Genomic DNA, 22,872 nt, shown 5'->3' on the forward strand with positions numbered 1-22,872 from the left:
TGGCCACAACCGCTCATCCTGCGCACCCTTCCCCGAATCGCCCGGCGCGTGGATCTGAACAAATACCCCTGTGCGCCACGTTCTTAGGAGTGCAGGACGCGAGGCGAACCAGAACCGTGAGGCCATCTTGTCGAACACACCGTCCGCCCCCCGCAGGCGATGGGGAACCCGCAACTGGCGCGTGGCCAGAAAACTCCAGGCCATCCTCCTCATCCCGGTGATCGTGGCCCTCGTCCTCGGCGGCATCCGCGTCAAACGTTCCGTGGACACCTGGCAGGACGCCGACGACGCGGTCCGCGTGGCCGAACTGGTCCAGGCGGCGAACAAGTACGCCAGCGACGCCATCGACGAACGTGATGTCTCGGTCATTCCCCTGGTCAAGGGCGACCGGACGTCGAGCGTGGTCACCAAGGCCCGGGCCATCACCGACGCGGACGCGAAGGCGTTCGACGAGGCGGTGCAGCGGATGCCGCAGACCGCCGGGCTGCAGCGCCGGGTCCAGCTGGTCCGCGCCGGCGAGAAGCAGCTCGCGTCGGTCCGTGCGAACGCCTTCACCTCCCGGCTGACCGGTGTGCAGACCGAGGAGAGCTACCACGCCGTCCAGCACCCGCTGATGGAGATCTCCAACGAGCTCGGCTTCGGCAGCAGCAACCAGGCGAGCTTCGGCCGCACCCTCTACGCCGGCTCCCTCACCCAGGCCGCCGAATCCCTGATCCGCGCGATCGGCACCCACCTCCTCATCGAGGACCGCGGCAAGCTCGCCAAGGGCGAACTCCAGGTCCAGCTCGGCTCGTTCAGCTCGTACGTCTATCTCGAACAGGTCGCGCTCCAGGAATACGCCGGCGCCGGCACCGACGAGGACATGACGCGGCTGCGCAACGCCCTGTCCGACGCGGAGAAGCGTGGCAAGGAGCAGGCCGAGAAGGCCCAGACGCAGGCCGAGGCGGCGGGAAAGACCTTCGTGGCCCCGCCGAGCCTGGACAAGATGGCCGCCGAGATCGCCTCGGGCAAGTCGGCCGCGCAGCTCGCCGCGCAGGGCATCACGCCCGAGACGTTCTTCGCCGCCTCCACCCTCAGCTTCGACGCGTACCGCAGCGTCGAGGTGTACCTCACCGACAGCGCCCTCGCGGACGCCCACAGCATCGCCGACGACGCCCGCAACGACGCCGTCATCAACGCCGCGCTGGTCCTCGCCGCCGTCCTCGCCGCCTTCCTGCTCGCCGCCTGGGTGGCCCGGACGATGAGCACCAGCATGCGCCGGCTGAGCGCCTCCGCCCTCGAGATCGCCGAGCAGCGTCTTCCCGCGCTGCTCACCCAGCTCACCCGGGCCATCCCGGGCCGGGTCGACGCCCAGGTGGCCCGGATCCCGATCACCACCACGGACGAGATCGGCGAGGTCGCCCGGGCCTTCGACCACGTGCACCGTGAGGCCGTCAGGCTCGCCGCCGAACAGGCCCTGCTGCGCGCCAACATCAACACCATCTTCAGCAACCTGGCGCGCCGCAACCAGTCGCTGATCGAGCGTCAACTCGCCCTGATCACCGGTCTCGAGGGCAAGGAGGCCGACCCCGAGCAGTTGGAGAACCTGTTCAAGCTGGACCATCTGGCCACGCGGGTGCGCCGCAACGGCGAGAACCTCCTCGTGCTCGGCGGCGAGACCCCCGCCCAGCAGTGGGACCAGCCGCTGCCCCTGGTCGACGTGATCCGCGCCGCCGCCTCGGAGGTGGAGCAGTACGAGCGGGTCGAGTTGTCGGGTGTGCCGGAGGCCCAGATCCACGGCCGTGCGGTGACCGACCTGGTGCACCTGCTGGCGGAACTGCTGGAGAACGCGACGACGTTCTCGTCGCCGCACTCCAGTGTCCTGGTCACCGCGGCACGACTGCCCGACGGCCGGATCATGGTCGAGATCCACGACCGGGGCATCGGGCTGCCGCCGGAGGAACTGGCCGACATCAATCACCACCTGGCCGACCCGCCCACCGTGGACGTCGCGATCTCCCAGCGCATGGGCCTGTACGTGGTCGGCCGCCTGGCGGACCGGCACGGCATCCGCGTCCAGCTGCGCCCGCACGAGGGGGGACAGGGCACGACGGCGCTGGCGATGCTCCCGGACACGATCACCTATCGGGGGACGGGAGCGGAGTCCGACATCGACACCATGGCCCTGGCCGCCTTCACGAAGAACGGTTTCCCCGAGGACACCGGCCGTGGTTACGAGGCCTGGAACGACAGGTAGGCCGACGAACCGGTGGAGGAAGCCCCGCGCCGGTAAATCGCTTGGTCGTGGGGCGCCCGCCACGGCAGGATGATCGCGCGATGTCGGTCCGATGAGGGAAACGGTGGATGAGGCGCAACCGGCTCGGGAAGACCGATGTGCACGTCACGGAGCTGGGCTTCGGTGGCGGTCCGCTCGGCGGACTCTTCGCACCGCTCGACGACGAGACGGCCGCGGGCGCCCTGGAGGCGGCCTGGGACAGCGGTATCCGCTACTTCGACACCTCCCCGCACTACGGCATCGGCCACTCCGAGCGCCGCACCGGAGCCCTGCTCCGGGACAGGCCGCGCGACGAGTTCACCCTGTCGACGAAGGTCGGCCGACTGCTGGTCCCACAGGACCCGGCGGGCCGTATGGACGAGAGCTTCGCGGTGCCCGCCACCCACCGCAGGGTGTGGGACTTCACGCGGGACGGTGTGCTGCGCAGCGTGGAGGACTCGCTGGAGCGGATGGGCGTGGACCGTGTCGACGTGCTGTTCCTGCACGACGCGGAGGAGCGTTTCGAGGACGCGTTGCGTGACGGATACCCGGCCCTCGCCGAACTCCGCGCCCAGGGCGTGGTCGGGGCGATCGGCGCGGGGATGTACCACCCCGGCAAACTGACCCGGCTGGTCAGGGAGTCGGACGTCGACGTCGTGATGCTGTCCGGCCGCTACACGCTCCTGGACCACAGCGCCCTGGACGAACTCCTGCCGGCCTGCACGGACCGCGGGGTGTCGGTCCTGGCGGCGTCGGTCTTCAACTCCGGCCTGCTCGCCACGGCCCGCCCCGCCGAGGGCAGCACCTTCGACTACGCCCCCGCCTCGTCGCGCTTGCTGCAACGTGCGCACCGCATCGCCGACGTCTGCGAGGCGCACGGCGTGACCCTCCCGGAGCTGGCGATGGCGTTCCCGCTGCGCCACCCGGCGGTCGCGGGCATCGTGGTCGGCATGCGCACGGTGGAGGAGGTACGCGGCAACACGGCGGCGTTCGGCGCGGAGATCCCTGCCCAGCTGTGGGACGACCTGCGGGGCGAAGGACTCCTGGACGAGCGGGCACCGGTGCACGACCGCTGAGTGTGTCGTGCCGCCCGGGCCCCACCGGGCGGACACCCCCCACCCCGCCCCCTGCGCGCCGTACGCGGCTACCGGCCCGTCGTGGCGCGGGCGGCTGCAACTCCCCAGGGGCGGGGGACTGTGACATCAGCGGCTCCGCCGCGGGGCGCGACCAGCCCCCACCGTCCTGCAGCCGCGCAAGGACCCGGCGAGGCGCCCCCGTAGGCGCCCGCCCCGGCGATGCCGCGCCGCCCGCCCGCCCTCCTGGCAGGATGGTCGGCATGGAACGTGTGCTTGGAATCGGCGGATACTTCCTCAGGGCCGCCGACCCGGCTGCCCTGAGCGCGTGGTACCGCGACTGCCTGGGCCTGGACGCCGACGAGAACGGCTTGTGGCGTCAGGAAGCCGGGCCCACGGTGTTCGCGGCGTTCGAGTCCGGGACCGACTACTTCGGGTCCCGCACCCAGCAAACCATGCTCAACTTCCGGGTCCGCGACCTGGACGCGATGCTCGCGCAATTGCGCGCCGGCGGAGCGGACGTGGCCGAGGAGACGCAGGACATGGAGGGTGTCGGTCGATTCGGCTGGGTCACCGACCCGGAGGGCAACCGCGTCGAGCTGTGGCAGCCAGCCTGACCCGCCGAAGCCGGTCGTTGATCGGGATCCGGCGGAACCCGGCGCCCAGATGCGTCAACCACAGCCGGTCAGGATCGGCGCTCTCGCTCCGCCGACCAGGCCCGGCCGGGTAGAGGCGGGCCGCCATCTGCTCGCCGGACTCCACCGGCCGTCGGCGAGGTCAGTGACACCAGCGGGTTCGGCGGAAGACCGCGGCTACGCCCAGCTGAGCCGGTTCGTCCACGGCGGCCGCGGCCCATCGGCCCACCCGCGCGGCGGTAGCGTCCGGCGACGGGCTCGGACGCCGGTCCACGATCATGCCGGACATCGCATCCTCACCAGGGCCGCCTGCAACTGATTGAGCACCCCTGCGGCAGGCCGGCGCCGGTCAGGACACGTCCTCGTCCAGCTTGCCGATGACGCGCTCGGAGAGCTCGGCCAGGACCCGCAGTTCGGCCGGGGTGACATGGTCGAGGAACAGTTCACGTACCGCCTCGACATGACGCGGGGCCGCCGCCTCGACCGCCGCCCGGCCAACGTCCGTGATCACCACGAAGGCGCCCCGAGCGTCCTCGAGGCAGTCCTCCCGGACCACCATCCCCCGCCCCGCCATCCGCGCGATGTGGTGGGACATCCGGCTCTTCTCCCACTCCAGCGCCCGGGCCAGATCCTGGTACCGCTGTCGCCCCTCCGGGGTGTCCGTCAGATGAACCAGCACCGCGAAGTCGGCCGGCGACACATTGGACTCCGACTGCAGCAGGCGCCCGAGGCGCCCGCCGAGCCGCTCATGCAACCGGACGAAGCCACGCCACGCGCGCTGCTCCTCCGGCGTCAGCCATCGCACCGTCTCTCCCATGGACAAAGTGTAGACGTAGTTGACACTTCACCCAATGTCCGGGCGCCCGTGTCCGGTCAGGCCACCTTGGTCCCCGGCAGCGGAATGCTTCCCGTCGTCGCCAGTTCCCGGTACCACAGGGCGCTGTCCTTCAGCGTGCGCCGCTGGGTCTCGTAGTCGACGTGGACGATGCCGAAGCGCTTCGAGTAGCCGTATCCCCACTCGAAGTTGTCCATCAGGGACCACACGAAGTACCCGCGCAGATCGACACCGGCGGTGAGGGCCCGGTGGGCGGCGGCGAAGTGGCGGTGGAGGTAGTCGATGCGCTCCGGGTCGTGAACGGCGTGGCCGCCGTCGGGGCCCGTGGAGACGTGGTCCTCGAAGGCCGCTCCGTTCTCGGTGATGACCAGAGGCTGGTCCGGGAACCGGGTGTGCAGGTCCAGGAGGAGTTCCTCGAGTCCGTCGGGGTCGATGTTCCAGCCCATGGCGGTGTGCGGGCCCTCCTGCGCGACGAACTCGACGTGGGTCGAGCCGGGCCAGGGGGACCCTCCCATGTCCTTGTGCCCGTCGTTGTTCTGACGCGGTGTCACACCGTCCCACAGGCGGACGGCCGTGGTGGCGTAGTAGTTGACGCCGAGCAGGTCCAGGGGCTGCTGGATCTGTGCGAGGTCACCGTCCTGCACGAACGCCCAGTCGGTGACGGCCGCGGTGTCCTCCAGGAGGTCCTGCGGGTAGTGGCCGCGCAACAGGGGTTCGGTGAAGGCCCGGTTGGCCAGCGCGTCGATGCGCCGTACGGCCTCGTCGGCACCCTCGCCCTCGCCCCTCAGGACATGGAAGTTGAGCGTGACCGAGTACCGCGGGTCGTTGGTGGTGACCGCCCTGAGCTGCTGAACGGCCAGTCCGTGGGCGAGGTTGAGGTGGTGGACCGCGGTCAGCGCCGCGGCGCCGTCACTGCGGCCGGGAGCGTGGGCTCCGGCGCCGTAGCCGAGGTAGGCGGAGCACCACGGTTCGTTCAGCGTGGTCCAGATCGCGACGCGGTCGCCGAGCGCTTCGCCGACCGCACGGGCGTAGTCGGCGAAGGCGTACGCGGTCTCGCGGTTCGTCCAGCCGCCCTCGTCCTCGAGGGCCTGGGGCAGGTCCCAGTGGTAGAGCGTCGCGACCGGCGCGATGTCCCGCTGGAGCAGACCGTCGACCAGGCGGCTGTAGAAGTCCAGACCCTTGGGATTGGCCGGGCCACGGCCCGTGGGCTGGATGCGCGGCCAGGCGATGGAGAACCGGTAGGCCTTCAGGCCCAGGGACGCCATGAGGTCGAGGTCCTCGTCGAGACGGTGGTAGTGATCGGCGGCCACGTCACCGGTGTCGCCGTTCCATGTCCTGCCCGGCGTGTGGGAGTAGGTGTCCCAGATGGAGGGGCCGCGCCCGTCCTCGTCGGCGGCACCCTCGATCTGGTAGGCGGCGGTCGCGGAGCCGAGGAGGAAGTCGGCGGGGAACGTCAGCTGCTGGGTGTTCGCGTCAGTGGGCATGCACGTCTCTCCGTTGTCTTGGCCGATGGCGATGTTAACGTTAACAAGCAGCCGACACCCCTGTCCCGCCCCCGTTTGCACACCCCTCCCGTCCGACTCGGAGTGCGCCCCGTGCCGACCTTCTCCAACCCCGTTCTCGCCGGTAGTCACCCCGACCCCTCGATCTGCCGGGTCGGCGAGGACTTCTACCTGGTCACGTCGTCGTTCGCGTACTACCCCGGGATCCCGATCTTCCATAGTCGCGACCTGGTGAGCTGGCAGCCGCTCAGACACGTGGTGGAGCGCCCGTCCCAGGTGTCGCTGACCGGGCTGGACGTGTCGGACGGCCTCTGGGCCGCGACGATCCGCCCTCACGAAGGCACCTTCTACGTGGTCGTGGCCCTGGCAAGGGGCCGTCAGGGCAGCACCACCTACCTCTTCACCGCGTCCGACCCCGCCGGGCCCTGGTCCGACCCCGTCGTCCTGGAGGCGGAGGGCATCGACCCGTCACTGTTCTTCGACGACGACGGCCGCTGCTGGTTCACCGCCTGCCGCGACGCCGCCGAGCCGGAGGTGACGGGCCCCGGCGAGCTGTGGATGCGCGAACTCGACCTGGACAGGCTGGCGTTGACCGGGCCGACCCATGCGCTCTGGTACGGCGCCATGCGCGGCGCCTGGGTGGAGGCACCGCATCTGTACAAACGCGACGGGGTCTACCACCTGATCGGCGCGGAGGGCGGGACCGAGCGTCATCACGCCGTGACCGCGGCCCGCGCCGACGCCGTCACCGGTCCCTACTCCACCGACCCCAGGAGCCCCCTGCTCACCCACCGCCACCGCGGGGCGGCGGAGCCGATCCACAACGTCGGTCACGTCGACCTCGTCGACACGCCCGCCGGGGAGACCTGGGCCGTCGCTCTGGGGGTACGGCCGCTCGACGGCACGCACACGCTCGGCCGCGAGGTGTTCCTCGTCCCGGTCGAATGGACCGCCGCCGGGCCGGTGTTCGCTCCGGACACGGGTCGGGTGAGGCTGTCGGAGCGGTTGCCGGCGGGGGCCGGCGCGGGGGCCGTGGCGCCGGTCGGGCCGGTGCGGGACGACTTCGGCGGCACAGCGCTCGGCCCGGAATGGAGCAGCCTGCGCGGACCGGTCGGCCATCTCGTCTCGACCAGAGCCGAGGAAGGAGGCCTGACCATCCGCCTCTCCCCCGAGCCCCTCACCGGTACGGGCACTCCCGCGTTCGTCGCCCGCCGTCAGCAGCATCTCCGTATGCGCGCCAGGGCCCGGGTCCGCTTCACCGCCACCGCTCCGACACGGGAAGCGGGGCTGGTCGTCTTCCAGCACGCGCACCACGCCACCCTCGCGCTGACCGCCGACGCCTCCGGCACCCCACACGTCGTACTCACCGCTCACGAGGCGGGCTCCCCCACCCGGCTCGGGGCAGTCGCCGTGACATCCGACGAGGTCGTCCTCGTGGTCGACAGCGACGAGTCCGGCTACACCTTCCACGTCGAGGACGGCACCCGGACGACCCTGGGCAGCATCGAGCGGCCCTTCTTCAGCACCGAACGCGCCGGCGGGTTCGTCGGGGTCCACCTCGGCCTGTACGGCATCGGCGACGCGGGCGAGGCGCGCGTGCACTGGTTCGAGTACGCCCCGGCCCGTTGACGCCGCTCGCGGGGATCAGCCGTAGAAGTTCTTCGCCCAGCGGTGCTCGGTCAGCACGGCGAGTTCCCGTTCGGTCAGCAGTGGCGCGTCGGCGATCGCCGCGTTGCGTTCCACGTTCCGCAGGGAACGCATTCCGACGATGACCGTGGAGACCGCCCGTCCTGCGAGGGCGAACCGCAGGGCGGCGGACGGGAGTTCCTCGGCGGCGCTGCCCAGGTCGGCGAGGATCGCGTCGACGTGCTGCTCGACCTGGGCGGGCCGGTCGTCCCTGAAGTACCAGTTGCGCCAGTCACCTTCGGGGAAGGTGACACCCGTGCGGATCGCTCCGGTGAGGGCGCCTTCGTCGAGGGCGACACGGACGATCACGCCGACGCCGTACTCCTCGCAGGCCGGCAACAGGGCGTCGGACGGGGCCTGTTCGAAGACGTTGTAGATGACCTGGACGGTGTCCAGCACTCCGGTTCGCAGCACCGTGAGCACGTTCTCGGGCTGGTGGTCCTTGACGGAGATCCCGAAGAACCTGATCTTGCCCTCCTGTTTGAGGGCGTCCACCGTCTCCAGCCAGTCACCACGGCCGGTCCACTCGTCCTCCCAGGTGTGCAGCTGCAGGAGGTCGACGTGATCGCGGCCGAGTTCGCGCAGGCTGGTCTCCAGGCTCTCCCGGAGGTGCGCGCCCGGGAACGCCTCCATGGGGTCGAGTCCGCTCGGCGACAGGGAGACGGGCACCTTCGGCCCGACCTTCGTCGCCACGTGGACGCCCTCCCCGCCGCCGGGAAGCTCCTTGAGCGCACGGCCGACGACGCGCTCGCTGCGGTCGTAGGCCCGGGCGGTGTCGATGAAGGTGACACCCAGATCGAGGGCGCGGCGCAGGGCGCGGACGCCGGAGTCGTCGTCGGCGCCGACCCAGGCGCCCTGGCCCAGTCCCCAGGCCCCGTAGCCGATCTCGGACACGGTCAGGCCGGTGCGGCCCAGCTCTCGATAACGCATGTGCTGTTCGTGCTCCCTTGGTGAGGCCCTCCGGTGAGGGCTGTGGAAACCGCGGCGGGCTTCAGGAACCGGCGCGAGGCGCGGCGGTGCTTCGCCGTACGACGAGTTCCGGCGTGATCTTCCGCCGTTCCGCCCGCTCCCCGCCCAGCATCCGCACCAGCTGCTCGATGGCGGTCCTGCCGAGGTGGGCGAAGTCCTGCCGGACCGTGGTCAGAGCGGGGACCAGGTATCCGGCGCCCTTCATGTCGTCGAAGCCGACGAGGGAGACGTCCTGCGGCACCTTCACGCCCCGCTCGGCGAAGGCGGCCAGCGCTCCCATCGCCATCTGGTCGTTCCCGGCGAAGACGGCGGTGGGCGGGCCGGTGTCGGCGTCGCAGAGTTCGTGGGCCAGGCGGAATCCGCTTTCCGCGCTGAAGTCGCCTTCCAGCAGGGCTCCTTGGGCTTCCGCCGCGGTGAGTTCGGCCTGCCAGCCGTCGACGCGTGCCCGGGCGTCGAAGGTGCGCAGCGCACCGGTCAGGTGGGCGATGTCCCGGTGCCCGAGGCCGAGGAGATGGCGAACGGCGAGCCGGGCGCCCAGTTCCTGGTCGACCTCGACGAAACCCAGACCGGGGTTGGGTGCGCTGCCGGACATCACCACGGTGACGGGCACCCCGAAGGACAGGCCGGACAACGCCTCCACGACGACGGGCCGGTCCGCCACGACCGCGATCGCCTCCACCGACTGGTCGGTGAGCCGTCGCAGCGTCTCCATGAGGTCGGCGGAGGTGCTCTCACCCTGTCTGCTGGCCAGGCTCACCCAGTAACCGGCCTGCTTGGCTGCCGTCTCGACGCCCAGGAGGATACGCGGCAGCTCGAACAGTTCCGACCCGACGATCACCACGCCGATCGTCGAGGAACGCCGGCTCTTGAGGGCCCTGGCGACGCTGTTGCGGCGGTAGCCCAGCTTCTGGATCGCGGCCTCGACCCGGGTGCGGGTCTCCGGACGGACCGAAGGATGGCCGTTGATGACACGGGAGACGGTGATGTGCGAGACGCCGGCCTCCCGGGCCACGTCCATCATGCCTGGCGGCCGGTCCATGTCACTCGTCCTCTGCCTTTAACCCCAGCAGGCCTCGCGCCCACCGCAGATCCTGTCACAGGCCCTGAGAGTCACCTGGTCCGCGGCCGCCCGGCCCGGCACGGCAGCTGCGTGTCAGGCCGCGTACTGCGGTGTCCACTGAGTCGTCGCGATCGCTTCGCGCAACTCGGCCTCCGTGGCCTCGGGGGCCACGCCGTCCTCCACCGCCGCCTTGGCCACGGCCAGCGCGATCTCGCGGGCAGCGTCCCGCATGCTGGCCAGGGGAGGCAGCAGCGGGGTCGCCCCGTCGGCGCCCGCCTGTACGGCGCACTCCCCCACGGCCCGGGCCGCCGCCACCATCATGCGGTCGGTCACGCGGGTGGCCCGGCAGGCGGTGACCGCCAGGCCGACGGCGGGGAAGACGTAGACGTTGTTGGCCTGCGCGACCGGCACCTCGCGCCCGTCCAGCGTCAGCGGCGGGAAGGGCGAGCCGGCCGCGATCAGGGCCCTGCCGTCGGTCCAGCGGGCGAGGTCGGCGGGCTCGGCCTCGGCATTCGAGGTCGGGTTGGACAGCGGCAGGATCACCGGCCGGTCACAGGCGTCGGCCATCGTCCGCACGATCTCCTCGGTGAACGCGCCGTGCGCCGTGGAGAGCCCGATCAGCACCGTCGGCTTCACCTCGCCGACCACCCGCGCCAGATCGCGCGCCTCCCACTGGCGTACCTCCGCATCATCGCGTGCGTACACCCGCTGCTCGGGGGTGAGGTCGGTGCGGGAGCCCACCAGCAGGCCGTCGATGTCGACGAACCAGAAACGGTCGGCGGCCTGCTGTTCGGAGAGGCCTTCCTCCACGATCGCGGTACGGATCATGTCGGCGACCCCGATCGCCGCCGAACCGGCGCCCAGGACCACGATGCGGTGGTCGGTCAGGGACGTTCCGGCGATCTTCGTGGCGGTGGACAGCGCGCCCAGCGCCACGGCCGCGGTGCCCTGGATGTCGTCGTTGAAGGTCAGCAGCCGGTCCTGGTAGCGGCTCAGGATCGGACGGGCGTGCGCGGTGGCGAAGTCCTCCCACTGCAGGAGGGTGCCGGGGAGTTCGGCCTCCACGGCGGACACGAATGCCTCGATCATCTCGTCGTAGGCGTCCCCGGTGACGCGGTGCCGCCTGCGGCCCAGGTAGTGCTCGCCGGCCAGCAGCTGCTCGTTGTCGGTGCCGGCGTCGAGGAGGACCGGGAGGGTGCGCGCCGGATGAATGCCCCCGATGGCGGTGTACAGGCTGAGCTTGCCGATCGGGATGCCCATGCCGCCGACGCCCTGGTCGCCCAGGCCCAGGATGCGCTGACCGTCGGTGACGACGATGACGTCGACCTCGCCGCCGGGCCGGTTGCGCAGGATCTCCCGGAAGCGGTGGCGGTCCTCGTACGTCAGGAACAGACCGCGCGGCCTGCGGTAGATCTCACTGAAGCGCCGGCACGCCTCGCCGACCGTCGGCGTGTAGACGACCGGCAGCATCTCCTCCAGATGCCGGGTGAGCAGGCTGTAGAACAGCACCTCGTTGGTGTCCTGGAGCTGGCGCAGGTAGATGTGCCGGTTGAGCGGCTTGTCGTACCCCAGGAACGCCTCGTACGCCCGGTCCGCCTGCTCATCAAGCGTTTCCGTCGCCGGTGGCAGCAGCCCGTCGAGACCGAGTTCGGCACGTTCCTCGGAGCTGAACGCGGTGCCCTTGTTGAGCAGCGGGTCGGCGAGCAGGGCCGCTCCTTGGGGACGGGCGGGGTTGTGCGTTGTCATGGCGTTCCTCAGGTCGAGGGGCTTCAGGGGCGGGGGGTGCTGCGGAGTTTGAGCGCCCCATTCCGCTTTCCCCGTCCCCGGACATCGAAATCACCTGAGGGTCGGCCGAGCCGGCACACATCGGCTCAGGCGTCCCGCGCCGCGTGAACTCGCTGCCCGTCGACAAAGGTCTCCAGGACCCGGGTGGCGGCGATCTCCTCGGGCGGCCCCGCGAACGGATCGCGGTCGAGGACGACGAGATCGGCCGACTTGCCCACGGTGATGCTGCCGGCGATGTCGTCGAGGTGGTTCACATAGGCGCTGCCCGCCGTGTAGGCGGCGAGGGCGGTGCCCAGGTCGAGGCGCTGCTCCGGAAGGAACTCGGGGGTGCCCCCGGGGGCGCCGGGGGCGATCCGGTTGACGGCGACATGGATGGCCTGGAAGGGGTCGGGGCTGCTGACCGGCCAGTCGCTGCCGGCGGCCAGGGTCGCGCCTGCGCGCAGCAGATCGCCGAACGGATACTGTCGTGTGCCGCGTTCCGCGCCGAGGAAGGGCAGGGTCAGTTCGTCCATCTGCGGTTCGTGGGCGGCCCACAGCATCTGGAGGTTGGCGCTCGCGCCCAGGGCGCGGAACCGGGGGATGTCATGCGGGTGTACGACCTGCAGATGTGCGAGGTGGTGCCGTGTGCCGCGCCACCCGTTGGCCGCGCGGGCGGACTCCACGGCGCCGAGGGCCTCACGCACCGCGCGGTCGCCGAGCGCGTGGAAGTGGACCTGGAAACCGGACGCGTCGAGTTCGGTGACGTACTTCCTCAGCTCGCCCGGCTCGACGAAGCTGATGCCGCTGTTGTCCGAGGAGCAGCCGCAGCCGGTCAGATACGGGTCGAGCATCGCGGCGGTGTGGTTCTCCGCGATGCCGTCCTGCATGACCTTCACGGTGGTGGCACGGAACCGGCCGCGGTTCAACTCCTCGCGTCGGGCGACGAGTTCTGGGATCTGCTCGGCGCCCCGCTCACGGTCCCACCACAGGGCGCCGACCACGCGGGCGGTGAGCAGTCCCCGGTCGAGGGCCGCGTGGTAGGAGGGCGCCGGGTCGGTCATGTTGGCGTACGCGCCGACGATGGCGTCCTGCCAGGCGGTGACGCCGTACGAGTGCAGCACGGCCTGGGCCCGCAGCAGGGCCGCGAGTTGCTCCTGCGGCGTGGGATCCGGAACCAGCCTTCCCACGAGGTGGACCGCGCCCTCCTGGAGCATGCCGGTGGGGTTGCCGTCGCCGTCGCGTTCGATCCGGCCGTCGACCGGGTCCGGGGTACCGGAGTCGATGCCCGCGCGCTCCAGGGCCCGGCTGTTGACCCAGGCGCCGTGGTGGTCACGGTTGGGCAGGAAGACGGGTCGGTCCGGGACGATCGCGTCGAGGGCGACGGCGGTGGGAGCGCCACCGGGGAACGCCTCCAGGGACCAGCCGCCGCCGGTGATCCACTCGGCGTCCGGGTGCTGATCGGCGTACGCCTTGATCCTGCGCAGGTACTCGGCCGGGTCGACGGTGTCGGCGAGGTGGCACAGGCCGAGTTCGAGGCCCGCGCCCTGCGGGTGGACGTGGGCGTCCTGGAAGCCGGGGAGCAGCAACTTCCCGGCCAGGTCGACGACTTCGGTGCGCGGGCCGATCAGCTCGCGCACCTCGTCGTGGCCGACGGCGGCGATCCGCCCGTCGCGCACGGCCACGGCGGTGGCGCGGCTGCGGGCGGGATCGACGGTGTACACGGGACCGCCGGTGAGGACGAGGTCCGCGGTGTGTGACATGTGAGTGAGCTCCAGAGAAGGTCAGACCGCCGTACGGTCCATCGGCAGGGTCAGGGACTCGGCGTCGGTGCCGCGCCCCGTCGTGAAGTACGGCGAGTGCCTCACGTACTTGGCGACGGCGGCCATGCCGAGGCCGGCGAGGATGATCGCGGCGGGCAGCGAGAACATGAACCAGCCGTTGTCCGGGCTGAGTTCGAAGTGGTCGCTCATGGTCAGGTACGAGTATCCGAGGTAGCCGCCGAGGCCGAGCAGGATCAGGCCGGACACGGCGGGCACACCGATGGCGAGCAGCGCCTCCCGTGCTCCCTCGTGCCGCGCGGAGCGGAAGCGCACGGCGCAGGCCACCGCGGTGAGGCCGTAGTAGAGGGCGACGATCAGACCGATGGCGTTGACGGCGGCCAGCAGCATGTCGCTCAGCTTGGGGATCGCGACGGCGAGCACGGCGATCACTCCGGCGATGGACATCACGACGACCGTGCCGGCGGCGGGGGTGCCGTAGCGCGGGTGGATCCGGGTCCACACCGGCCCCATCGTCCGGTCACGGCTCATGGCGAACAGGCCGCGCGCCGTGGGGATCAGAGTGGCCTGCACGGAGGCGACGGCGGAGAACATCAGCGCGATCAGGGGCAGGGTGGCCCAGGGTTCGGCGGCCAGTTTCTCGCCGAGGTACGGGAGGGCCTGGGGGCCGTTCCTGACGAGTTCTGCCAGGCTCATCTCCCGCTGGAAGGCGACCGAGGCGAAGAGGAACAGACCGAGCATGGCGAAGAGGGCGATGAGGCCGCCGCGGGCCGCGTCGCCCGGGCTCTTCGTCTCCTCGTTGACGCTGAAGGCGGCGTCCCAGCCCCAGAAGAAGAAGACCGCGAGCACCATGCCCTGGGCGAAGGTGGTGCCGCTGGAGATCTCGAAGGGGTTGAACCAGGACAGCGACACGGCGTGGTCGCCGGTGACCAGGGCCCAGCCGCAGAAGGCCAGCAGCACGGCGTACTCGAAGATCAGCAGGGCGAACTGGAAGCGGGTGGCGGACCGCACCCCGGTGACGGCCAGGGCGGTGAGGCCGAGGAGGATCACCAGCCCGACGGCCGTGGTGACACCGGTGGACGTGGGGTCGAGGGTGATGCCGGCGAGGCTGTGCAGTCCGGCCTTGTTGGCGAAGGCCAGCACGACCGAGCCCATGATCGCGCTGGTGTAGGCGCAGAAGATGACCGAGCCGACCAGGGTGACCCAGCCGGTCAGGAAGCCGGGCCAGGGGCCGAGGGCCCTGCCGACCCAGACGTAGCCGTTGCCGCAGTTCGGCTCCGAGCGGTTCAGGCGGGCGTAGGCGGTGGCGATACCGAGGACCGGCAGGAAGGCCAGCAGCAGCAGCGCCGGGGCCTGGAGGCCCACGATGGTCGCGATCGCGCCCATGCCGATGGCGATGCTGGTGGTGGCCGCGGTGCTGGACGCGGCGATGGCCACGCCGTCGACGACGCCGAGGGAACGGCGCAGGGCCGAGCCCGGCGCGGAGGGCGGGGGCGGTGCTGATGACATGAGGGGCTCCTCGGGGACGGGAGACGGGGAAGAGCCGCGCGGTGAGGTGATGGAACAGCCGGTGTCCACATTGGGTCAACCCTGTTGACGTAAGGCGGGTGGGGGTCGTTCACTGAGCGTGCCCGGACGAGAGGAACGTGCCCATGTCCAGCCGTGTCCCGCAGGACCGCCGACGCCGGCGGCCCACCCGCTCCGGAGTCCTGCTGTCCGAGGACCTCATCGTGCAGACGGCCCTGCGGCTGATCGGCGAGCACGGTCCCGAGGCGCTGAGCGTGCGTCGGCTCGGCGCGGCGCTGGGCTGCGACCCGACCGCCCTCTACCGCTACTTCCACGACACCGACGACCTCGTGCTCGCCATCGCGGACCGGATCATCGGTGACGCGATGGCGGGATTCGTCCCCGGGGAGGACTGGGTGGCCTCGCTGCGCGAGATGGCCCTGCGGGTCCGTGCCGGATACCTCGCCCATCCGAGGGCGGCGGCCATGGCCGCGCACCGGGTGACCCGGCGCAGGAGCGAGATCCAGGCGGTGGACACGGGGATCGGCCTGCTGCTCTCCGCGGGCTTCGAGCGGGCCGCCGCCGCGCGCCTGTATCTGGCCTTCATCGACACCGTGCTCAGCCACGCGGCCACCGACGCGGCGTTCCAGGCACTCCCCCGGCAGCAGCGCGAGGCCGACCATCGGGCGTGGCGGGACGTCTACCAGGACCTGGACCCGGTGGCGTACCCGGCGCTCACCGCGGTACGGCGCGAGTTGCCGGGCATGGCGGACGGCTCGTTCGAGGAGGCGGTGGACCTGCTGCTGGAGGCGCTGGCAGCCCGTGCACCGGCGCGCCGGGCGTCCACAGGGGGTTCGTCACCCGGATGAGTTCTTCCGTACGTTCCGTGGGGCGGCGGTTGACCGGAGGGGCCGGACGGTCACAACGCCAAGATCGCACACACGCCTACGACCTGCGCGCCAAGACGCTGTCGCCCTTCGACCCCGGGCCTGGCTGGACCTAGATCAACGGCGTGGCCGGAAAGTTCGCCGTCGGCGACACCAACCCCGGCTCCTTCGGCTGCGTCTACCGGGTCGACACCGGCGAGTTCACGCTCCTGCCCGTCGTCGGCGGCGTCCACTCCACGGCGTCCGATGTCGACCGCCACGAGGGCCGCCCCCGGCCGAACCCTCCGCTCCCCACGCCGTCCACCACGCCACCCCCTGGGCCGTCCGCCGCGGCTGAACGCGGCCTCGACGCCGTATGACACCGCGTCAGCTGGTGCTTTCCCGGTCCGCCCCGCTGGACGCACTCCCCGCAGATGCCGCTCGACCGAGGAACAAGGGGCGCGAATACGACGTACGGCCCTCCTGCCCACCGCACCCCTCGGACATCTGCGCAGGAGCATCACACAGGCTGCACACCGCCTTTCGAAAGCCTCGCTACTTTTGCCTCCGGCTCGATCCTCCGTGCGAACGAGACCGGCCACGGCCACTGGGCCGATGGTGCAGTCGACTCAGGAAGACCAGATGGACTACTGCTCCTCGTGCCGTCGGCATCTCAACGGCGCCCTGGCATGTCCCGGATGCGGCGCCTACGCCCCGGACATCGCTCCCCCCGCCCACCTCTACGCGACGACGGGCGTGGCGGCAACGGCATGGGACGAAGCACCCACGTGGCACGACACGGGTCTCCACGAGGAGCCCTCGACCGGGTCCGACCCGGCCGAGGTGCCGTCCGACGACGTGACGGACGCGCCGGTGTCGGCGGAGGGCCGGGCAGCGCGCCGACGTCAGCGGGCCCGCTGGCGGAAGAACCAGCGCAAGGCGGTGGTCGCGACCGCCGTCGCCCTCGTCGGTGGTGGCCTGACCGTCTCCGCGATGAACCAGCAGTCCAACGTCCGCACCCAGGCGGCCACGTCGCCGGACAACCGGTCCATGGGCGTGGCGGAGTTGCCGACCTCGGACGACGCGCTCCCGGCGTCGACGCCCGCCAAGGCACAGCAGGAGTCCACGACCACGCCCTCCAAGTCGGTCGCCTCGCACCGGCGCACGGGCAATGCGGCGTCCACCACGACCCGGTCATCGGTCCACACGGACTCCGCCGCCACCCCCACGCCCACGGCGACGACCGCCTCGCAGTCGCAGTCGAAGACCGCGCTCTCGACGTCGGTCGCGGCGGGCGCCGGCACCGGCGACACGACGAGCTCGACCGGCACCACCGCCACGACGACGGAACAGACCCCTTCGTCCACGGCCACGGACACCACGACGACCACGAACACGGGCACGAGCGGCAACAACTCGCAGACCTCGCAGTCGACTTCCTCGTCCTCTGCCACCGATCCGTCCGGGCTGTGCGTGCTCAACCTGCTCTGCATCAACTGAACCCCGGACCGGTGCGAGGGTGTGCTGACGGCTCGTCGGCTACCAGCGCAGCGGCAGCGCGGTGAGGTGGTCGTCGAGCAGGCCGGAGATGATCCGGTGGTCCTGCGCGGAGGGATGCCAGTCGCAGCCCAGGTGGTCCAGGGCGGGGTCGTCGTAGTACCAGTGGCCCACCCGTTCGTCGCCCTGCGCGTTGCGGGTCCGGACGATGCGTTCGGCGGTCTGGGCGAACGGGCTGGAGGCCAGGTTGGTGGCGCTGACGACGAGGAACGCCCTGGGGCCGTAGCGGGCGCGCAGCTTGTCGAGGAAGCCGTGGTAGGCGGACTCGTAGGCGGCGACCAGTTCGGCCTCCGTGCTCCACCGCTCGCCCGGATTGAGCGGTGTCGAGAAGTCGTTGAGACCCAGTCCGATGACGACGACCTGCGGCCGCCAGCCGGCCGGCTTCTGCCAGACGTCGCCCTCCACGTTCAGCAGGGCCCGGTCGTAGTAGGTGCGGTAGTCGGTGCCGGGGCTGCTGCCGTTGTAGTTGCGGACCATGCCGCGGCCGGAGAAGGCGTTGATCTGGTAGTCGGCGCCGAGGCGCCGGGCGGTGAGGGCACCGAAGGAGAGGTCGGAGTCGGTGTTCCGGTCGACTCCCCCGTTGTTCGAACAGTCACGCGTGCCGGAGACGTTGCCGTAGCCCGCGGTGTAGGAATCGCCGATGAACTCGATCTGCCTGCGCCGCGCGGACGGCCTGGCGAGGATCGCGCCTCCCGGAGCGGCGACGAAGCCGCCGAACCGGCCCTCGGCCCAAGGGCATTCCGTCCGCTTGACGAGCCGCACGCGGTGCTCGGTGTCGGTAAGTCCCTTGACCCAGGCGGTGGTTCGGCCCGGGGTCACGAGGGTGGCCGTGGTCCTGCCGTCTATCTGGACGTCGTAGTCGTTGACGGAGTCGTCGAGGACGACCCCGACGCCGGTACCGCGGAACCGGCCCTCGAAGTAGATGCCGGGCCAGCTGTAGTGCACGAACCCGTCGGTAGCCGCTTTGACCCTGCCCACCGTGTGGAACCGGGTCGGGGCAGCGGTGGACGCCCGCGAGGGAGCGGCGACGGCGGCGACCAGGCCGGCAGCGGTGGCGGTCACCAGCGTTCTGCGGGATAAGTGACGGGGCGGAGGGGGCTGCATGGGGCCATCCTTCGGAAGTGGGGACGGTCGGAGCGGGACACGGGATCGCGGGACGCGCTGCCGGGCCCCGGGCCTTTCCGTACGGCACGGGAGCGCTCCCACACCCCTCGCGTTGTTCAACGTGACCGCCTCATGCGTACCCGTCAACCCCTCCGGACAGCATCTTCACGCGAGCCGGAGAGGGCGAGGCACTGACAGCCGGGAATGAGTCCCGATCTTCCGGGTAGCAGAGACGATGCTTGCCCGGGGGAAGGGCCGTCACACCTGGGGAGGTCGAGGCGGCCCTTCCCCCACTCATACATGTGTGGCGGTCTTATACGTCGAACAGACTTCTCGCGTTGTCATGGCACACGGCCCGCAGCCACTCCGGTCCGAGGTCCAGCCGTTCCAGGGCGTGGAGCTGGTGCAGGTAGGCGTAGGGGATGCTGGGGAAGTCGGAGCCGAGCAGGATGCGGTCGCCCAGTGCGGCGAGCCGGGGCAGGGCCCGGCGCGGGAACGGCATGAACCCCTCGGTGAAGTCGGTGAACGCCATCGTCGTGTCCAGCCGCACCTGGTCGTACCGCTCGGCGAGGTCGAGGAACTCCTCGTACTCGGGCATGCCCATGTGCGCGACGATCAGCCGCAGCCGCGGGTGCCGTGCCAGCACCCGCGCGATGGGTTCGGGGCCGGTGTGCTTGCCGGGCGCGGGCCCGGAGCCGCAGTGGATCACCACCGGGACGCCTGCCTCGGCCAACAGTCCCCAGGCCGGTTGGAGGCGCTCGTCGGCGGGGTCGTACGCGCCCACCTGGACGTGCGCCTTGAACACCCGCGCCCCCGCTTCGACGGCCTCGCGGACGTAGGTCTCGACGTCCGGCTCGGGGTGGAGGGTGGCGGTGTGCAGACAGTCGGGGGTGCGGTGGGCGAAGTCGGCCGCCCATGCGTTCAACCACCTGGCCATACCGGGCTTGTGGGGGTAGAGCATGGCGGTGAAGGCCCTGACCCCGAACCCCCGCAGCAGGGCCGTTCTCTCCGCCTCCTCCTTCCGGTAGGTGATCGGCCATCCCAGCCCGCCGAGCAGCGGCCCGTTGGTGTCGAAGTAGTCCCAGACCTTGTGCAGGACCCGCTCGGGCATGAAGTGGGTGTGGACGTCGATCAGGCCCGGCAGACCGAGCCCGCCCCAGAAGCGGCGGATCTCGTCGGCCTCCTCGTTCGACGCCACGTCGCGATCGTTCATGTGGGTCAGGCGCCCAGCGCCGCCAGCACCACGGACCTGGCCTCCTCCTGGACCCGGCTCAGATGGTCCGGGCCGAGGAACGACTCCCCGTAGATCTTGTAGACGTCCTCGGTGCCCGAGGGGCGGGCCGCGAACCATGCGTTGGCGGTGGCCACCTTGATACCGCCGAGGGCGGCGCCGTTGCCGGGCGCCTCGGTGAGGACCTGGGTGACCGGCTCTCCGGCGAGGGTGTCGGCGGTGACCTGGCGCGGGGACAGCTTCGCGAGCAGGGCCTTCTCCTCGCGGGAGGCCGGGGCGTCGACGCGCGCGTAGGCGGGGGCACCGAAGCGCTGGGTGAGCTCGGCGTAGTGCTGCGAGGGGCTCTTGCCGGTGACCGCCGTGATCTCGGAGGCGAGCAGGGCCAGGATGATGCCGTCCTTGTCGGTGGTCCACACCGAGCCGTCGCGGCGCAGGAAGGACGCGCCGGCCGACTCCTCGCCGCCGAAGCCGATCGTGCCGTCGGACAGGCCGTCCACGAACCACTTGAAGCCGACGGGTACTTCGACGAGCGTCCGGCCGAGGTCCGCCGCGACCCGGTCGATCATGCTCGACGACACCAGGGTCTTGCCGATCCCGGCCCCCGCGGGCCACTGGTCCCGGTGCGAGAACAGGTACGAGATCGCCACGGCCAGATAGTGGTTGGGGTTCATCAGGCCCGCGTCCGGCGTGACGATGCCGTGCCGGTCGGAGTCGGCGTCGTTGCCGGTGGCGATGTCGAACCGGTCGCGCTGCTCGATGAGCGAGGCCATGGCGTACGGCGACGAGCAGTCCATGCGGATCCTGCCGTCCCAGTCGAGCGTCATGAAACGCCAGGTGGGATCGGTGAGCGGATTGACCACCGTCAGGTCGAGCCGGTGTTCCTCGGCGATCCGGCCCCAGTAGGCGACCGAGGCGCCGCCCAGCGGATCGGCGCCGATGCGCACTCCGGCGGACCGGATCGCCTCCAGGTCCAGCACGTTCGGCAGGTCGGCGACATAGGCCCCGAGGAAGTCGTGGCGGCCGGTGCCGGGCGCGGCCAGGGCACGGGCGTAGGGGATGCGCCGTACGTCTTTCAGGCCGCCGGTGATGATCTCGTTGGCGCGGTCCTGGATCCAGGAGGTCGCCTCGGATCCGGCGGGGCCGCCGCTCGGCGGGTTGTACTTGAAGCCGCCGTCGGCGGGCGGATTGTGCGAGGGGGTGACGACGACTCCGTCGGCGAGCGCCGACGTCCGGTGCCGGTTGTGAGTGAGGATGGCGTGCGAGACGGCCGGGGTGGGCGTGTAGCCGTCGGCCTGGTCGATGAGGACGGTCACGTCGTTGGCCGCGAACACCTCCAGCGCCGTGGCCCGGGCGGGCTCGGACAGGGCGTGGGTGTCGGCGCCGAGGAAGAGGGGCCCGTCGGTGCCCTGGACGGCACGGTACTCGCAGATGGCCTGGCTGGTGGCCGCGATGTGGTCCTCGTTGAACGCCGCCGCCAGGGACGAACCGCGGTGTCCCGAGGTGCCGAAAGCCACCCGCTGTCCCGGTTCGGCCGGGTCGGGGTGCAGCGTGTAGTACGCCGTGACCAGACGGGCCACATCGATGAGGTCCTCGGGCCCGGCCACCTGCCCCGCTCGCGCGTTCTGCATTTCCCGGCTCCTCCGCAGGGTCGACCGTTGGGTACGGCCCTCATTCTCCCCCGCCGGGCCCGCGAGGACGCGCACGGGGGCCGCGGTTCTGTCCTCACCCGGCCTGTGTCCCTGCACGGTCGCCAAAAGCTCAGCGAGCACCCGTCGCCCTCGCGGACCTGGACCGACCACCAACCCCTCACCCATCCCGAGCGTCACCGGTTTGACAGGTGACGAACGCGATGGGAAGGTCATCGCGTCGAAAGCGTTCAGTGGTCACCGGAAACACACGACGGAGGGCTTCACATGATCAACCGGCGCACCTTCACCAGGGCTGTCGGCCTGAGCACCGGCGCGGCCGCGGTCTCGCTGTCCGCCCTGCAGACCAACGCTTCTGCCGCGACCGGCTCGGCTGAGCCGAGCAGCGCCACCGTGCCCACCGTCACCCCGGGCACCCATACCGGGTTCGGCGCGATCAAGCAGGTCAACGCGGGGCTGCTGAACATCGGTTACGCCGAGGCCGGCCCCGCCCACGGCCCGGTCGTGCTCCTCCTGCACGGATGGCCGTACGACATTCACAGCTTCGCCGACGTCGCACCGCTGCTCGCCGACCAGGGCTACCGCGTCATCGTTCCCTACCTGCGCGGCCACGGCAGCACGCGCTTCCTGTCCCGGCACACCCCGCGCACCGCCGAGCAGTCGGCCATCGCGCTGGACATCGTCGCCCTGATGGACGCCCTGAAGATCCACAAGGCCGGCCTCGCCGGCTTCGACTGGGGCTCACGCACCGCGGACATCATCGCCGCACTGTGGCCCGAGCGCGTCAAGTCCCTTGTTTCCAGCAGCGGTTACCTCATCACCGACCGCAAGGCACAGCTGATGCCCGCGATTCCGGCCGTGGAGCACAACTGGTGGTACCAGTGGTACTTCGCGACCGAGCGAGGCAAGGAAACGATGGAGGACGTCGACAAGCGCATCGCGCTGTGCCGCTACGTGTGGACCCTCGTCTCCCCCAACTGGAACTTCGACGACGCCACCTTCGCGCGTACCGCCGAGGCATTCAAGAACCCGGACTACGCCGCAGTCGTGCTCTACAACTACCGTTGGCGCATCGGCCTCCTCGAAGGTGAACCCCGCTACGACCGCTACGAGAAGCTGCTGGCGGCACAGCCCTCCATCGGCGTTCCCACGATCACCCTCGACGCGGCCCTGGACCCCTTCACGCCGCCCGGCGACGGCTCCACGTACCGGGGACACTTCACCGGCGCCTACGAGCACCGCACCATCGCGGACATCGGTCACAACCTGCCGCAGGAAGCGCCGAGCGTCTTCGCCCAGGCCGTGGTCGACGCCGACCGTCTCTGAACGCGGCTTCGCTCGTCAGGACCGGTGCCTCACGTGAAAGACAGTAGTGATTCTGTCTTCCCATGTCGTGTAGCACTTAG

General features: G+C 70.8%; 18 protein-coding genes. 8 read left to right on the top strand and 10 right to left on the bottom strand.

What is annotated here, in order from left to right:
* Positions 1-181: 181 nt before the first annotated feature.
* The 3 genes from AQJ46_RS40475 (at position 182) to AQJ46_RS40485 (ending at position 3,944) form a co-directional block, all read left to right on the top strand.
* Positions 182-2,236 (top strand): nitrate- and nitrite sensing domain-containing protein, encoded by a 2,055-nt coding sequence (locus tag AQJ46_RS40475; protein WP_225887516.1) that lies wholly within the window; start codon positions 182-184, stop codon positions 2,234-2,236.
* A gap of 107 nt (positions 2,237-2,343) precedes the next feature.
* Positions 2,344-3,330, top strand: a complete 987-nt coding sequence (locus AQJ46_RS40480) for an aldo/keto reductase (protein WP_059210321.1) — start codon at positions 2,344-2,346, stop codon at positions 3,328-3,330.
* 260 nt (positions 3,331-3,590) lie between these two features.
* Positions 3,591-3,944: a VOC family protein gene (locus tag AQJ46_RS40485; protein WP_059210322.1), complete on the top strand. Its 354-nt coding sequence runs from the start codon at positions 3,591-3,593 to the stop codon at positions 3,942-3,944.
* A 367-nt stretch (positions 3,945-4,311) separates the two neighbouring features.
* Here the strand turns inward: AQJ46_RS40485 and AQJ46_RS40490 are convergent, their stop codons facing one another.
* Complete coding sequence (locus AQJ46_RS40490; protein ID WP_059210323.1) at positions 4,312-4,779, bottom strand: MarR family winged helix-turn-helix transcriptional regulator; 468 nt, start codon at positions 4,777-4,779, stop codon at positions 4,312-4,314.
* 56 nt (positions 4,780-4,835) lie between these two features.
* Positions 4,836-6,281 carry a GH1 family beta-glucosidase gene (locus tag AQJ46_RS40495; protein WP_059210324.1) on the bottom strand — a complete coding sequence of 482 codons (1,446 nt, stop codon included), beginning with the start codon at positions 6,279-6,281 and terminating at the stop codon, positions 4,836-4,838.
* Between the two features lie 111 nt (positions 6,282-6,392).
* On the opposite strand from AQJ46_RS40495, the gene AQJ46_RS40500 reads away from it, so the two are divergent.
* Complete coding sequence (locus AQJ46_RS40500; RefSeq protein ID WP_059210325.1) at positions 6,393-7,928, top strand: glycoside hydrolase family 43 protein; 1,536 nt, start codon at positions 6,393-6,395, stop codon at positions 7,926-7,928.
* A 15-nt stretch (positions 7,929-7,943) separates the two neighbouring features.
* Here the strand turns inward: AQJ46_RS40500 and AQJ46_RS40505 are convergent, their stop codons facing one another.
* The 5 genes from AQJ46_RS40505 to AQJ46_RS40525 all read right to left on the bottom strand — a co-directional run bounded on the left by AQJ46_RS40505 (position 7,944) and on the right by AQJ46_RS40525 (position 15,065).
* Entirely contained in the window at positions 7,944-8,915 is a 972-nt protein-coding gene (locus AQJ46_RS40505) for an aldo/keto reductase (RefSeq protein WP_059210326.1), read from the bottom strand.
* 61 nt (positions 8,916-8,976) lie between these two features.
* Positions 8,977-9,993, bottom strand: a complete 1,017-nt coding sequence (locus tag AQJ46_RS40510) for a LacI family DNA-binding transcriptional regulator (protein WP_059210327.1) — start codon at positions 9,991-9,993, stop codon at positions 8,977-8,979.
* 114 nt (positions 9,994-10,107) lie between these two features.
* Complete coding sequence (locus AQJ46_RS40515; RefSeq protein WP_059210328.1) at positions 10,108-11,760, bottom strand: NAD-dependent malic enzyme; 1,653 nt, start codon at positions 11,758-11,760, stop codon at positions 10,108-10,110.
* A gap of 125 nt (positions 11,761-11,885) precedes the next feature.
* The gene (locus AQJ46_RS40520) at positions 11,886-13,538 is read right to left on the bottom strand and encodes an amidohydrolase (RefSeq protein WP_059210329.1); all 1,653 of its coding nucleotides are present in this window, start codon (positions 13,536-13,538) and stop codon (positions 11,886-11,888) included.
* A gap of 21 nt (positions 13,539-13,559) precedes the next feature.
* On the bottom strand, positions 13,560-15,065 hold the full coding sequence (locus AQJ46_RS40525) for an APC family permease (RefSeq protein WP_059210330.1): 1,506 nt from the start codon (positions 15,063-15,065) through the stop codon (positions 13,560-13,562).
* Positions 15,066-15,208: 143 nt separating this feature from the next.
* Between AQJ46_RS40525 and AQJ46_RS40530 the strand changes: the two genes are divergently transcribed.
* The 3 genes from AQJ46_RS40530 (at position 15,209) to AQJ46_RS55670 (ending at position 17,428) form a co-directional block, all read left to right on the top strand.
* Positions 15,209-15,931, top strand: coding sequence for a TetR/AcrR family transcriptional regulator (locus tag AQJ46_RS40530; RefSeq protein ID WP_059210331.1), 723 nt, complete (start codon positions 15,209-15,211; stop codon positions 15,929-15,931).
* Between the two features lie 143 nt (positions 15,932-16,074).
* Positions 16,075-16,308, top strand: a complete 234-nt coding sequence (locus AQJ46_RS40535; protein WP_059210332.1) for a hypothetical protein — start codon at positions 16,075-16,077, stop codon at positions 16,306-16,308.
* Positions 16,309-16,543: 235 nt separating this feature from the next.
* A complete protein-coding gene (locus AQJ46_RS55670; RefSeq protein ID WP_159064112.1) occupies positions 16,544-17,428 on the top strand; it encodes an SCO2400 family protein in 885 nt (294 codons plus the stop codon).
* 39 nt (positions 17,429-17,467) lie between these two features.
* Here the strand turns inward: AQJ46_RS55670 and AQJ46_RS40545 are convergent, their stop codons facing one another.
* The 3 genes from AQJ46_RS40545 to pgm all read right to left on the bottom strand — a co-directional run bounded on the left by AQJ46_RS40545 (position 17,468) and on the right by pgm (position 21,448).
* Complete coding sequence (locus tag AQJ46_RS40545; protein WP_208617068.1) at positions 17,468-18,589, bottom strand: SGNH/GDSL hydrolase family protein; 1,122 nt, start codon at positions 18,587-18,589, stop codon at positions 17,468-17,470.
* Between the two features lie 313 nt (positions 18,590-18,902).
* Positions 18,903-19,802: an amidohydrolase family protein gene (locus tag AQJ46_RS40550; RefSeq protein WP_107117415.1), complete on the bottom strand. Its 900-nt coding sequence runs from the start codon at positions 19,800-19,802 to the stop codon at positions 18,903-18,905.
* A gap of 5 nt (positions 19,803-19,807) precedes the next feature.
* Positions 19,808-21,448: a phosphoglucomutase (alpha-D-glucose-1,6-bisphosphate-dependent) gene (gene pgm, locus AQJ46_RS40555; RefSeq protein ID WP_059210334.1), complete on the bottom strand. Its 1,641-nt coding sequence runs from the start codon at positions 21,446-21,448 to the stop codon at positions 19,808-19,810.
* A gap of 285 nt (positions 21,449-21,733) precedes the next feature.
* Here pgm and AQJ46_RS40560 point away from each other — a divergent pair, with 285 nt between their 5' ends.
* Entirely contained in the window at positions 21,734-22,792 is a 1,059-nt protein-coding gene (locus AQJ46_RS40560; RefSeq protein WP_059210335.1) for an alpha/beta fold hydrolase, read from the top strand.
* Positions 22,793-22,872: the final 80 nt, after the last annotated feature.

This window comes from Streptomyces canus (assembly GCF_001514145.1).
GTDB classification, from domain to species: Bacteria; Actinomycetota; Actinomycetes; order Streptomycetales; family Streptomycetaceae; genus Streptomyces; species Streptomyces canus.

What these genes read in the sequence shown, in the direction of transcription:
- AQJ46_RS40480 (WP_059210321.1), top strand. Translation starts at nt 2,344, where the DNA reads ATGAGGCGCAACCGGCTCGGGAAGACCGATGTGCACGTCACGGAGCTG.
- AQJ46_RS40510 (WP_059210327.1), bottom strand. Translation starts at nt 9,993, where the DNA reads ATGGACCGGCCGCCAGGCATGATGGACGTGGCCCGGGAGGCCGGCGTC.
- AQJ46_RS40520 (WP_059210329.1), bottom strand. Translation starts at nt 13,538, where the DNA reads ATGTCACACACCGCGGACCTCGTCCTCACCGGCGGTCCCGTGTACACC.
- AQJ46_RS40515 (WP_059210328.1), bottom strand. Translation starts at nt 11,760, where the DNA reads ATGACAACGCACAACCCCGCCCGTCCCCAAGGAGCGGCCCTGCTCGCC.
- AQJ46_RS40505 (WP_059210326.1), bottom strand. Translation starts at nt 8,915, where the DNA reads ATGCGTTATCGAGAGCTGGGCCGCACCGGCCTGACCGTGTCCGAGATC.
- AQJ46_RS40485 (WP_059210322.1), top strand. Translation starts at nt 3,591, where the DNA reads ATGGAACGTGTGCTTGGAATCGGCGGATACTTCCTCAGGGCCGCCGAC.
- AQJ46_RS40490 (WP_059210323.1), bottom strand. Translation starts at nt 4,779, where the DNA reads ATGGGAGAGACGGTGCGATGGCTGACGCCGGAGGAGCAGCGCGCGTGG.
- AQJ46_RS40560 (WP_059210335.1), top strand. Translation starts at nt 21,734, where the DNA reads ATGATCAACCGGCGCACCTTCACCAGGGCTGTCGGCCTGAGCACCGGC.
- pgm (WP_059210334.1), bottom strand. Translation starts at nt 21,448, where the DNA reads ATGCAGAACGCGCGAGCGGGGCAGGTGGCCGGGCCCGAGGACCTCATC.
- AQJ46_RS40545 (WP_208617068.1), bottom strand. Translation starts at nt 18,589, where the DNA reads ATGCAGCCCCCTCCGCCCCGTCACTTATCCCGCAGAACGCTGGTGACC.
- AQJ46_RS55670 (WP_159064112.1), top strand. Translation starts at nt 16,544, where the DNA reads ATGGTGCAGTCGACTCAGGAAGACCAGATGGACTACTGCTCCTCGTGC.
- AQJ46_RS40550 (WP_107117415.1), bottom strand. Translation starts at nt 19,802, where the DNA reads ATGAACGATCGCGACGTGGCGTCGAACGAGGAGGCCGACGAGATCCGC.
- AQJ46_RS40525 (WP_059210330.1), bottom strand. Translation starts at nt 15,065, where the DNA reads ATGTCATCAGCACCGCCCCCGCCCTCCGCGCCGGGCTCGGCCCTGCGC.
- AQJ46_RS40495 (WP_059210324.1), bottom strand. Translation starts at nt 6,281, where the DNA reads ATGCCCACTGACGCGAACACCCAGCAGCTGACGTTCCCCGCCGACTTC.
- AQJ46_RS40530 (WP_059210331.1), top strand. Translation starts at nt 15,209, where the DNA reads ATGTCCAGCCGTGTCCCGCAGGACCGCCGACGCCGGCGGCCCACCCGC.